This window comes from Microscilla marina ATCC 23134, from assembly GCF_000169175.1.
Lineage (GTDB): Bacteria > Bacteroidota > Bacteroidia > Cytophagales > Microscillaceae > Microscilla > Microscilla marina.
Genome location: NZ_AAWS01000072.1, coordinates 22,100 through 34,198, shown reverse-complemented (window position 1 = coordinate 34,198; position 12,099 = coordinate 22,100). Strand labels below are relative to the sequence as shown.

Sequence of the window (12,099 nt, the reverse complement as noted above, 5' to 3'; positions counted from 1 at the left end):
CATCGCCCGACCAGGAGTAAAGGTAAAGCGCCATCGTAAGATTTATATTACCATTACGCCAAAAAATGCTCCCAGAGTAAAAATGCCTAAGTTAGTAGATGTTCCCTTTGATATGGCAGAAAACATGCTCAAAAACCTAGACCTGGACTTGGGTAAAATCACTTACAAACCTTTTATTGGTGAAAATGTGATTATGGAACAACACTATTTAGGTAAAAAAATTCAGCCCAACACTTATATACCAAAAGGTAGCAAAATAGACTTGATAGTAGGAGATGGTTTGGGTGAAAAGGAATTCAAGATGCCCGATTTAGTCATGATGCCCCTCGACGAAGCTGAGCAGTTGCTAAAAGGGTACGATTTATTGTTAGGTAACATTACTTATGTATACAACAGTGACAAAGAGTTAGGAACCGTTGTGCGCCAAAACCCTCCAGTGTTTATTGGCAAGAAAAAAGATGGAATAAAAAAAGGAAGTTCATTAGACGCTCGTAAACGTACCACCGTACACGCAGGCGAGCTGGTAGACTTATGGGTAGTGGGTAATCCTGCACCTAAAGCCAAAAAAGATGGCGAAAAAGACGAAGAAGATCCATTGAAGTACCTCGATACTATCAATATTCGCAAAGCAGACGAGATAAAAAACTACAAAAAACGTAAGCTTAAAAAAGACGATGTGACTAAAAAAGACTCGACCAAGTAAGCGTTTTACTAAATAGTTGAAAAAGGGGGTGGTGCTGAGTAACAGTGTCACCCCCTTTTTTCATTTACTGTAATAGTACTACAGGGGTTTTGGGTCAAGTAAAAATGCCTAAAATCCAGGGGCGACTTTAGGCAGCCGACAATATTGTCTGTGTTATAATCAGTTGTTCAGCTAAAGAATTTACTAGAAACTAAGCGATTGTCTGACTGTTTGTAATATTTCGCGGCAATTGGCATTATCTACAATGTGCATCTCTGTTTTTTTGAGTGGTCGTAGGGTGGCAATGCGTCTTTTGTATACCTGAAAAGGTTTGTACTTTCCATATACTACTTCACACATTCCAAACCCAAGCATTCGACCTACACACATAGGTAGCAGTGGGGTGCTGGTTTCATACACCCACATTCCAGGCTGTATTTCACTGGTCAGGTTGGATGCATTTTGAGCAGGGTCATCCCTTTTTGTTTTAAACATGTTATTTTTGATATTTAAAAAGTTGTGTTAGAAATTAGTTACAACAACACGTAATAGTTAACCAAAACGTTACTTTTTGTTAAAAAAATGTTGATGTAGTTGGTAATGCAAGTTAGTGAAAAAAAACACCTGATAATAAGCATTTTAAATGAAAACTGTGAAATATTAATGTGTTTTTTTATTATTTTATTTGTAAGCTGTTGATAGTAAGGGTTTTATTTGTTTTTAACTGAACCTGATAAGTTAAATTATACTATTTGTTTTATACTCAGGGTAAACCTGATGTAGCCATCAACATAGGCAATTGGTGGAGGTACAAAGAATAGGAGGGTAGGACAAAATGCTTGTGTATGCACACAAAAAAAGGTTTTTGAGGGATCTCAAAAACCTTTTTTTGTTGGCTTAAATATGTAGTAGTAATGACTTTTAAAAACTTTTGTTAGCAGAGTATAGAGAATATGTTTGTTGAAAATATTTTTATCAGTTACTACTTGATACTATCAACCATATAAGAATTCTTTCATATTCATTGCGTAATTTTCATTCACCCACATCACAGCCTTTTGCTCATCATTGAAATTAGCAATCCACTTGAATCCCATTTCTTGCAAATATTTTTTGCTCTTGGCAAAATATGCAGTAATTAAACCTTCTTTTTTTTCTGTGGCAACGTAAATCATAAGATAAAGATATTAGATTAAAATTTATGAGATAAGACTTTTAGAAGAAAGAGTCTTATGTATGTTTAAATGAAAGGCAGATTGAATATTCTTTGAATAACATTACTTACTATTACGCTGAAAAAGTGACTATTGTTTCATTTTTAGTAAAAAAAACTAACAAACGTCCGTTTTTTATACAAACTGAAGTATTTTCTATAGCTTGTTTTGTAAATGCTTTGGGAACGTGTTTTTGTTTTTAATATTCTGATTATCAGTGGTTTAAATAGGGGTCTGTTTTGTGAATATTTCCTTTGTTGAAACGACGGTTTTTTTTGTACTTTTTTCATTATATACAAAACTTACATTTGTGGTTTTCGTTAAAGTATACAATCAATAATTTGTGAAAACCAGCATTCAACAAACTGACACATATCACATTCATTATACCAATTAAAATAAGCGGGTGTTTTTGATAACATTTGATGAAATTTCCAGGGTAGTTGTCAAACTATACCTAAAAAATTAGTAGCAATAAATACCTTATATTGTTCAATATCTAACTACTAAACATTTTCACCCAGGTTTATGAGTAATAATAATATAGTCAGTGTCCAGCCTGATGTATCTGCCTATAATGGCAAAGATTATGTACCCAATGCTTTTCAAATGGATGTTTCCAATTTAGAAGAAAGTGAAAATTCTTTTGACGATTGGTTACGTCTGCATACTTCGCGTGATGTAGTATCTTTTACTAATGAAGTATTAGAGTATTTGGCAGAAACTACCCAAGCTTTTCGAGCGGTGTTTTTTGTACAGACGCGTGACAATCAAAAAAAGTTTGAGGCAACCGCTTGTTACGGAGTGTCAGACAGTGTTTTGTACTTAAAAACTGTGACCTTAAATGAAGGTATTATAGGAGAAGTAGCTGCTACAAAAAAAGCGAAAATCTTTAACAATCTGCCTAAAAATGCCCTTACTATCGACTTTGTTTCAGTGAGAGTGAGCACTGCTTGTGTATTGGTGCTACCTGTCTTGTTTAACAATACTGTTTATGGAGTCGTAGAGCTGTATTACTTTCGGGTAATGACCGCCCAAGAGCAAAAACGTATTAAGCGTTTGATCAATGTATTGGGGGCAACTTTGCAGGGGATTTTAGATTACAGAAAAAATAAAATACTGCTTGAACAGTCAGACGAACACCGAGAGCAAATATTGGCACAAAAAGACGAAATGGAGCAAACCATTGAGAAGTTGTTTGACACGCAGGTAGAGCTCGAAAAACAAAAGAAGAGAACCGAAATAGCTTTTAATAACTTTAAAAGTGCCAATAAACGCCTGATGGAAAGCATCAAATATGCTAAAAGTGTACAAAAAGCACTATTGCCTGACCCGGGACGCCTGAATACATTGTTTTCGGAGTCGTTTGTGGTGTATCAGCCTAAAGATGTAGTATCAGGTGATTTTTACTGGTTTTCAAAGGCAGACTTTACCCAGGCTCCTCCCGAACCGTTTATTTTGGCAGTTATTGACTGTACTGGGCACGGGGTGCCTGGTGGGTTTATGTCTATGGTAGGTAATGCGTTGTTGCACGAGATTGTAAACATTAAACAAGTCATTGAGCCTGCGTTGATCTTAACGATGCTACATCGTGGTATTCGTGATGTGCTCAGGCAGGAGTCATCTACCAACCATGATGGAATGGAAGCAACTATTTGTCAGTTTTTGCCAAAAAATGAACAAGAGTATGATGTAATATTTGCAGGAGCCAAACATCAGTTATACTATTTTAAAGACGACAAAATGTTAAAGGTTTCAGGCGACCGTAAGTTTTTAGGAGGGGGTAATCTGCAACTACCTCATCTTACTTTTGAGAACCATACATTTAGTTTGAAAAAAGGCGAAGTACTGTATTTGTCTACAGATGGGCTTGTAGATACTTGTAACCCTCAAAGGCGTAAGTATGGTACCAAGCGTTGGGAGTCAATTGTAAAAGGATGTTACCAAAAACCTTTATCTACCCAAAAACACATCATTATCAAAGATGTGTTGAATTTTAAACAAGACGGAGAACAAAGAGATGATATTACCTGTATTAGCGTAAGAGTATAAAATTTGATCATCAATTATATTACATATTTACAGAACTGAAATAAATTTAAATAAAGCAAGTAACAGTACAGAATCAGATTAAATAGCGGATGTGGTAAAGTAATGCCAAATCAACTATTTATGTGAAGGGTTGAATGGTTAAAATATGAATTTATTTTTGACATATCCCTACCCCTTTTACTGGGCGAAAATGTTACGGAACATGGACTATAAAAAGAGTTTTCAACCCATAAGCCACACATAATTTATGAAACAAGATAATCTAAATATTTCTTATGAGGAATTTGTTCAGCTGAAACAAAAGTTTGAAGAAAAAGAGAAAAAAATAGAAGCACAACTTTGGGTAGACTCTACCCTTAACAAGTTTGATGAGCTATTAAGAGTAAACTATGCAAAATCGCTTGAAGAATTTTCACAAATTGTAATACAACATATCGCAGAGCTTACAAATGCCTTTAGTGGTATTATGTATACCCTGGATAAAGAGAATAAAGTATTTAAAGCCAGTGCTGGCTATGCAATAGAAATTGATAAGCTTGAAAAAAGGGTATTTAAAGAAGGAGAAGGGGCAGTAGGGCAAGCAGTAGCTTCTGCCAAAACATTGTTGTTTGAGAATATACCTGCCGATAGTGTAGAAGTATACTTTGGTAGCGCCAAGGTAAACGTGGCCAATATACGAGTGATTCCTTTGGTGTTTAACGAAATAGTTTTTGGCGCTCTGGAGCTGGTCTATATTACCAATGTGAGCGAAGTATATGCCAGGTTGCTGGAAAAAATAAGCCGCAGTATTGCTACTATGATTGAGAGTATTTTGAACAATGACTTTAACCAAAAGTTATTGGTAGACTCGCAAGAGCAAACTGACTTGTTGAGAGCTCAAGAAGAAGAGTTGAGGCAAAATCTGGAAGAAATTGCCGCTACTCAAGATTTGATGAACAAGCAGCAAAAAGAACTTGAGCAAAAAGAAATGGACATGTCTGAAACGCTGAAAAAAATTGCCAAAGAAAAGCAGGATATAGAAGAAAACGAAAAGAAAATGAAGGATACCGTAGAAAAGTATCAGCAAGATATTAAGCGTTATCAGGAGAAGGATAAGGTAATTGAGCAGCTTAAAGCTGAATTGGCAACTTATAGAAAAGCCAAATCAACCACACCAAAGCCTGAAAAAATATAATGACTATATATGTACTGATGGTCATGAAAACTTGGCAGTGCTCTTGACCATCAGTCTACAACTATTTCTTCAATAAAAACCCTCCTATTGGCTATAAAGCCTTTTCCCACACACATCAATGTACACGCTGTATTGCTTTTTTAGAGCATTTGGCATGCTTTGCCAAAGTTGACCTGAGAAATAGCGGCTTTTTATACCGTTTGTTGCGTGTACTTCGTTGATAGGTTTAGCGAATAGACTACCAGTAAAGAAAATAAATACTGGGTTTAAACAGAAAAAATAAAGTGTGAACTCGTCTCTACTTTTTGAATGTTTGCGAAAACTATTGCTTTTGTTGAGTAATAAGTGATCTTTCGTAAATAATTTGAGCCATTAAAGTGTATCTATTGCCCTCATTCTTCTCAAAAAAAGTTTCATAGCTTTGGTTATGCACCGTTTTTTTTGAATCGTCTGAGAACAATATATTTTCTTGAATTGGCACATCTTATTTTTTTCAGATCACTAAACGGTTTGCGGCTCATCATTAAAAGGCGAGGTTTTAAAATTATTAATGGTTGTTTTATGCAAAGTATAAAGTATGCAGGAGTATTGATTGCCTTACTGTGGGTGAGTTGTGCCTGGGCGCAAAAACCTCTGAAAAATGTATGGGTAAGTTATGATTTTCGCAAGGGTCAAACTGTGTATAGTTTTCAGAAAAAAGAAATGAAGATTGTACAATGGAACCGACATGGGGTTATTCAGGAAAAGGTGTTGCCAGTGGCAAAAATATTGCCTGCAACCCAGGGAAATCATGGCAAAATTATTCTGGGACCGGTACCTGATATTGGAGGGTATGGCGTGTTGTTTTATCGCAACCTTAGTGCCGACTCAGTGCAGTTTACTACGTTGTCTTTTTTAGAAAAGTCGTTGTATGATCCCAAGCGTCCCAGGAAACGCAAAGCTGCCGAAAAAATCACCCCTGAAATCACCATTGGTAAAAGTAAAATGAAAGTACCTTTGGTATTGTTCAGAAGCAGGGTGCATTTTCAAAACACCGTCAATAAATTGCCTGAACTTCCAGCCAAACTCTCTTTAGCTGATTATCAACAATTGGTAGATAAGATGTTAACGGTGTTGCAAGACTGGAGCACAAAGCTGGCGTCTTCGCCCGAACGCTTAATGAGTTCTGCCAATATCTTTGAACTGTTGATTGCCAGCGGCTATAAACCTTCACTGGTGAGTATTCACCGTTTGCATAAAGCAGAAAAAAAGTATGAGAAAACGCCGGAAATAAAAGAAAAAATGTTGAAGCTCAATCAATATTTGCATGGCAAGTATTAGTACTTAAAATAGGTTAATATAAAAAAATACCTGCCATCAGCAGGTATTTTTAACTACTACATTCCTCCCTGTAATAGGTTTATTTATTCTCTATCCATTGAGTTTTATCTCGTAAAATATCATAGCAAAAAACGATTTGCCCTTTATTGAACGGTACATTGGTTAAAGTGTACTTGCTGGTGAATTTATTTTGATAATGCCGTTCGTATTGGTTACTCACTGGCTCATCAGTTTTAAATCCTGGAAAACCTTCTTTTTCTCCATATTTACCCGTCCACGACTTGTTACTATTGTATTGGATAGTTAGTTGAAAATCTTTGTCATCAAACTTCAGTTGATGATACACATATCTTTTGTTGGTATAAGCAAGGCGCTTGTTATTGAGCACAACAAAACCATTTTTTAGCTCTATAGCTTGCCCATTTTTATCCTTTACAGCTACTTTTAGTGTTTTATTATTGTCATAATCTTGATCAATATTTACATTTACACTCAGCAATGTTGGATCGTCTATTTCTATGTCAGATAGAGGTGACTTACAACTGTGTAATAATAATGGTACAATGAGTAAATAATAAAGTTTGGTAAAAACTATGTGTTTGTTCATAAGGTTTTTTTGTGAAAAAGTAGTTAATTATATTTTAGGAATATCTTCAAAAACCCCTTCTGTGATAGTAATGTTGTTGCCATTACCTGAGTTAGGTAAAACAGTCATCTCAAAAGTTCCAGATATTTTGTTGTTGGCAATCTTGGTAATATGTAGCCTAAAGCTACCTTTTTTGCCTATGCCTAGTATTCCATTAGTAGCACCATAGTCTACTTCATTTTTAGAATAAATAGCAGTGATTATCTTTTCGTGGCTCATATCATACACCCCCTCTTTTACCTCAGGAATGCTAAAGCCCATAAGTTCTTTCTTGGCATCATTACCAAAAGACAAGACCCCTTCGTTGAGGTAGGAATTTGCTAGTGTAAAGGTTTTAAGTTCTCCATTTACTTTTACAGTTACTTTACCCCTGGTCAATTGAGGTAATACATCTTTCTTTTTGCAGGCGGTAGTAAACAACAACACCAAAGCGATGAGTTGTATAAATCGTGTTTTATTCATTGTTAATATATTTAGTTTGATTTATTCAGATTCAATAAGAACTTGGTTAAAATTTTGTTTACAGGCGGTTTTATGATGAATTTTCGGATTAGATGCGTCAAACCGAGCCCTGCCTTTTGGCTAATTTTAAACACACGCTTTAAAGTTTATTCTAGCTTTACCGTTGCCGAATGAACTCCCGATACCGTAAAAAAGCCCAAAGCAAAATCTTTCTCATCATTATTGTTGATAATATTGCCCCTGATGGGGGCAGGTGGGGTAGAGAAAGGACCTAAATTATTATTACTTTGACTATTAAGCGCTTGTAAAAAGTCGTAAGCTTTTTGGCTGATAGAGGTTTGGTATACTTTTACAAAACTTTTAGTATTGTTGTCACTTAATTCAGCAAGGTCAAAGCCCTCTTCAGTACCTGATATAAGACGACCTGGTGCATAGGTCCAGTTCCATGATGAATCTACTGTATTGAACTGACTGCTTTGTCCACTTTTCCAATACCACATATAATAAGCGTTAGATTTTTGTAAATCCTCGGATTGAATACTAATAATGGTTACACGATTGGTAGTATCTTCAAAAGGAATAGCCCTGTCTTCGTAGCGTACTTTCAAGTCTTTAATGGCAGGAACCTCCGACATTTTTTCTGGTTCAGAGCTGTACTGTTTTCCATTGCTGGTGGTAATGTTCAAGGTATAAATTCTACCTACCTCTCCAGAACTTGCTGTAATGTATACTCCTGGGGACGTTTCGTTAAACGGAATGGCATTGTCTTGGTCATCAGTGATGGTGACTGTAGCTCCAGTTTCTACGGGATAACCACTGCCATTAGGCGTAGGAGCAGTGTACGCCACAGTTCGGGATAAGTAAATCGTGTGCGTTTGTGTGGCATTAGTAAAGCGACCTTCCACTACCAGGCGGTTTGAGTTGTTGGCAAGCTCGCCTATGGGGTAGCGATCAGTACAAGCACTTAGTAAGGCAAACGAGGTGATTATAGCTATAGCAATTATTGAGTGTATGCGTTTCATGGTGTATAAAATCAAACTTTAAATTAAAAAGAGAAGTTATAAGTAACAGCGGGCACTACCGATCCTAGAATAGATAGCTTGGTAGCGTCGTTTTGCGCTTGACCATCGCCAGAGAAATAAATAGAATAAGCATTGCGGCGACTGTATACATTGTATAGCGAAAACACCCACTCACCCTTCCATTTACGGTTGGGCTTACCTTTGCCCTTCAAAGTTACCGAAAGGTCTAGACGATGATAGTCTGGAATGCGGTTTTGGTTGCGCCCCGAATAATCTATAATGGTCATATTTGAGTATTGGTACTTGGCATCAGGCAAGGTAAAGGGGCGCCCGGTATTGTACACAAAATTTGCTGATATGCTTAAGCGTTTGGTTGCCTGGTAGGTAGCCACCATTGTAAAGTTATGCAACTTGTCATAGTCTGCCGGATAGTAATTTCCATTATTGATACGTTCTTCCGGAAAGGCTCCATTGACCATTCTTTCGGTGCGTGCCAGGGTATAACTAATCCAACCGTTCAGTTTTCCAGTGGGTTTTTTCAGCATAAGCTCTAGCCCGTAAGCCCGTCCTTCGCCACTCAATAGCTCAGTTTCCAGGTTTTCATTCAATAATAGTTCTGCCCCGTTTTTATAGTCTACCAGGTTTTGCATTTTTTTATAATATACCTCTGCCGATAGCTCAAAAGTATGGTGGGCAAAATTATGAAAATATCCCAAGGCTACCTGGTCGGCAATTTGTGGTGGAATATGTGAGTCTGAGGCTTTCCAAATATCAGTAGGTATAGGTGCTGTGGTATTAGATATGAGGTGAATATATTGACGATTGCGGGCATAACTCATTTTTACAGAATTGCTTTCGTTTAGTTGCCAGCGTAAGCCTATGCGAGGCTCAAGTCCCTGGTAAGTCTGGATTACCTCATTGTTGCTATAATTGCGGGTACTTACTACGTTTTCATCCCGGCGTGGAGCTCCTTCTTTGTAAGTATGTACTTTGCGTTCGCCCATATTCATAAATGCTGAGTAACGTAACCCATAATTAAGCGTCAAGGCATTGTTGAGCTTGTGTTCACTATTAAAGTAGGCAGCCATTTCCAAGGCTTTTTCTGGCTCTACCGAAAGACTGGTAACGCCTTCCAAAGCATTGCTAAACTTAATTTTACCTGGCTGAAACTGATACAAAATACCGCTTACTCCAAAGTCGAGGGTATAGTTAGAGTTGATAAACCAGGTAAGGTCATTTTTTAATTGATAGCTTTTAATGCCTGCATCCCAGCTAAACGCAAACGAGCCTTGAGGCACGCCCAACGAATAATTATAGTCGCTAAACATAGCACTGACATTAGAAAATAGCTTGCTGCTAAATAAATGATTCCACCGAATGGTGGCTGCTGTGTTGCCCCATGAAAAATTAAACTCATCGCCTAAACCAAATACATCTCTGCCAAAATACCCCGATACATACAAACGGTTGTTGTCGTTGATAGTATAATTAAATTTAGTGTTGAGGTCATAAAAGTAGGCTTTGTTTTTTCGCAAAGCTTCATTAGGCGACAACTTTAGAAATAAGTCAGCATAAGAACGACGCCCTGCAATCAACAAAGAACTCTTATCTTTGACAATGGGTGTTTCGAGTGTCAGCCTGCTAGATACTAATCCAATGCCCCCCGCACCGCTAAACTGTTTGGTATTGCCCTCTTTTTGACGAATATCAAGCACTGACGACAGGCGTCCTCCATACTTTGCCGGAATAGCTCCCTTGTATAGTTTTACATCTTTGACAGAGTTAGGGTTAAAAATAGAGAAAAAACCGAATAAATGCGAAGAGTTATATACAATAGACTCGTCTAGCAATACCAGGTTTTGGTCTACACCACCCCCACGTACATTGAACCCCGTAGTGCCTTCGCCTACGGTGCTTACCCCTGGCAAGGCAATGATGCTTTTAATGACATCTACCTCACCCAAAAAAGCCGGCATGCTTTTAATTTGTTCCATGCTCAGTTTTTCTACACTCATTTCTACTTTGGTGATGTGTTCGTTGATTTTTTTGTCGGTCACTACGATTTCATCTAGTTGGTCAGATGTTGGCGACATTTCCAGGTGAAGCTTTTGATTGCTTTCCAGGCGAATATTTTGCACTAAATTTTGGTATCCTATGTACGAACAAATGACCTGATACGTTCCTTTGGGCACTGTCAAAGAGTAAAAGCCATATACGTTGGTAGCGGTGCCTTTGCCCAGGCTGCGAATGTACACAGTGGCTCCGATGAGCACTTCTCCATTGGTTTTGTCTTTCACTAAACCACTGATAGTGTAAGACTTTACCGGGTTTTTTGTGCGGCTTGATTTGTAATTATTGCTTTGCAAATGGGCAGGTGTTTGTGCCTGAATGACGTGGGTAAGCAGCCCACAGATGAATCCTATTAAATAGTATTTACGCATGGTAATTAGTAAAAGTAAATGATGTATATGGTGAAAATTTATTTTTAGGGGCATGGTTTGCCACTGAGCAGTACTTCTTTGTCGTTAATTTGGTATTGTAGATGAAGCGTGAGTGCGATTATTTCTAAGGCTTCGTGCAATGGCAATCGTTCTAACTGAGTAGTGAGTGTGCACCGCCCAAGTTGAGGGTTAGCCAACCTTATGGGGGTGCCATAATGTGTGGTCAATGTTTGCACTATCGTGCTTAGCTTGGCTTGTTCAAAGCTGAGCACTCCCGTTTTCCAGGCGAACAAATTAGGGTGGTACGCCTTTATCTTTTTTAGTTTACCTGCTTCAAAGCGCCCTTGATTGCCTTGGGTGAGCAATACTTTTTTGTCAGGTTTGGCAACATCAAAGAAAGCTACTTTACCTGAATTGACCGAAACCTCTACCTTTTGCTCTTCGGGGCGAGCCTTTAGGTTGAAAGAGGTACCCAACACTTGGGTAATGGTATTGCCTGAATAAATGATAAAAGGCTTAGCAGGGTTTTTAGCAATCTCAAAGTAAGCTTCGCCCTGCAGGTGTACTACTCGTTGGCTTTTGCCAAAAGTTGTAGGGTAGCGTAGTTGAGTGGTGTGGTGAAGCCATACTTTAGAGCCATCTGCCAATGTGAGCGAATCCAACTTTTTTGTCAGCGTTTTTGCTATTTGCCAGGTTTGTTTTTTTTGTGACAAACTCCACCATACTACTCCCAGACCGAGCACCAATACTGCAGCTGCTACCCAAGACACTGCCTTGCGCTTGAGTTTGGTTACATTGTTAGTCGAATTTATACGGCGTTGCACTTGCTGCCACGCAAAGTGAACATCAGAAGCAAAACCTTGTTTGCTTTGTGTTGACTTCCACACTGCCTTAAGTTTATCAGCTTCTTGTGGGTTGGCTTGCATCCAATGGAGTACTTGCCTCTCTTCCTGATGGTTGGCTTCACCCGCAAAATACTTTGCCAATAACAAATCCCAGTTTTGCATTTCTTTTATATTATTTCATCGGTAGGACAGGGCACTTTTTAGAAACCCCTAAAGAAATTAGAAGTTTTTTTGAAAAAGT

11 protein-coding genes are annotated in these 12,099 nt (G+C 37.9%); 4 read left to right on the top strand and 7 right to left on the bottom strand.

From position 1 onward, the window contains the following. The coding region (locus M23134_RS39420; protein WP_002705002.1) for a PASTA domain-containing protein at positions 1 to 703 on the top strand (703 nt) is incomplete at its 5' end. A 183-nt stretch (positions 704 to 886) separates the two neighbouring features. Here the strand turns inward: M23134_RS39420 and M23134_RS34600 are convergent. Next, positions 887 to 1,177, bottom strand: a complete 291-nt coding sequence (locus tag M23134_RS34600) for a hypothetical protein (protein ID WP_002704999.1) — start codon at positions 1,175 to 1,177, stop codon at positions 887 to 889. Positions 1,178 to 1,677: 500 nt separating this feature from the next. After that, positions 1,678 to 1,857, bottom strand: coding sequence for a hypothetical protein (locus tag M23134_RS34595; protein WP_002704998.1), 180 nt, complete (start codon positions 1,855 to 1,857; stop codon positions 1,678 to 1,680). 567 nt (positions 1,858 to 2,424) lie between these two features. Here M23134_RS34595 and M23134_RS34590 point away from each other — a divergent pair. The 3 genes from M23134_RS34590 to M23134_RS34580 all read left to right on the top strand — a co-directional run bounded on the left by M23134_RS34590 (position 2,425) and on the right by M23134_RS34580 (position 6,442). Further along, complete coding sequence (locus M23134_RS34590; RefSeq protein WP_002704994.1) at positions 2,425 to 3,948, top strand: GAF domain-containing SpoIIE family protein phosphatase; 1,524 nt, start codon at positions 2,425 to 2,427, stop codon at positions 3,946 to 3,948. Positions 3,949 to 4,195: 247 nt separating this feature from the next. Further along, positions 4,196 to 5,122 (top strand): GAF domain-containing protein, encoded by a 927-nt coding sequence (locus M23134_RS34585; RefSeq protein WP_002704992.1) that lies wholly within the window; start codon positions 4,196 to 4,198, stop codon positions 5,120 to 5,122. 561 nt (positions 5,123 to 5,683) lie between these two features. Continuing rightward, a complete protein-coding gene (locus M23134_RS34580; RefSeq protein WP_002704988.1) occupies positions 5,684 to 6,442 on the top strand; it encodes a hypothetical protein in 759 nt (252 codons plus the stop codon). Between the two features lie 79 nt (positions 6,443 to 6,521). Here the strand turns inward: M23134_RS34580 and M23134_RS34575 are convergent, their stop codons facing one another. The 5 genes from M23134_RS34575 to M23134_RS34555 form a co-directional block, all read right to left on the bottom strand. Beyond that, positions 6,522 to 7,049, bottom strand: coding sequence for a hypothetical protein (locus M23134_RS34575; RefSeq protein ID WP_002704986.1), 528 nt, complete (start codon positions 7,047 to 7,049; stop codon positions 6,522 to 6,524). Between the two features lie 27 nt (positions 7,050 to 7,076). Then, complete coding sequence (locus tag M23134_RS34570; protein WP_002704984.1) at positions 7,077 to 7,550, bottom strand: DUF6252 family protein; 474 nt, start codon at positions 7,548 to 7,550, stop codon at positions 7,077 to 7,079. Positions 7,551 to 7,696: 146 nt separating this feature from the next. Next, complete coding sequence (locus tag M23134_RS34565) at positions 7,697 to 8,572, bottom strand: DUF4249 domain-containing protein (protein WP_002704982.1); 876 nt, start codon at positions 8,570 to 8,572, stop codon at positions 7,697 to 7,699. A gap of 23 nt (positions 8,573 to 8,595) precedes the next feature. After that, entirely contained in the window at positions 8,596 to 11,013 is a 2,418-nt protein-coding gene (locus M23134_RS34560) for a TonB-dependent receptor (protein WP_002704980.1), read from the bottom strand. Positions 11,014 to 11,057: 44 nt separating this feature from the next. Then, complete coding sequence (locus M23134_RS34555; protein WP_002704978.1) at positions 11,058 to 12,020, bottom strand: FecR family protein; 963 nt, start codon at positions 12,018 to 12,020, stop codon at positions 11,058 to 11,060. Positions 12,021 to 12,099: the final 79 nt, after the last annotated feature.

Coding starts and splice junctions, on each gene's coding strand:
- M23134_RS34575 (WP_002704986.1), bottom strand. CDS start 7,049: ATGAACAAACACATAGTTTTTACCAAACTTTATTATTTACTCATTGTA.
- M23134_RS34590 (WP_002704994.1), top strand. CDS start 2,425: ATGAGTAATAATAATATAGTCAGTGTCCAGCCTGATGTATCTGCCTAT.
- M23134_RS34595 (WP_002704998.1), bottom strand. CDS start 1,857: ATGATTTACGTTGCCACAGAAAAAAAAGAAGGTTTAATTACTGCATAT.
- M23134_RS34570 (WP_002704984.1), bottom strand. CDS start 7,550: ATGAATAAAACACGATTTATACAACTCATCGCTTTGGTGTTGTTGTTT.
- M23134_RS34560 (WP_002704980.1), bottom strand. CDS start 11,013: ATGCGTAAATACTATTTAATAGGATTCATCTGTGGGCTGCTTACCCAC.
- M23134_RS34555 (WP_002704978.1), bottom strand. CDS start 12,020: ATGCAAAACTGGGATTTGTTATTGGCAAAGTATTTTGCGGGTGAAGCC.
- M23134_RS34565 (WP_002704982.1), bottom strand. CDS start 8,572: ATGAAACGCATACACTCAATAATTGCTATAGCTATAATCACCTCGTTT.
- M23134_RS34600 (WP_002704999.1), bottom strand. CDS start 1,177: ATGTTTAAAACAAAAAGGGATGACCCTGCTCAAAATGCATCCAACCTG.
- M23134_RS34580 (WP_002704988.1), top strand. CDS start 5,684: ATGCAAAGTATAAAGTATGCAGGAGTATTGATTGCCTTACTGTGGGTG.
- M23134_RS34585 (WP_002704992.1), top strand. CDS start 4,196: ATGAAACAAGATAATCTAAATATTTCTTATGAGGAATTTGTTCAGCTG.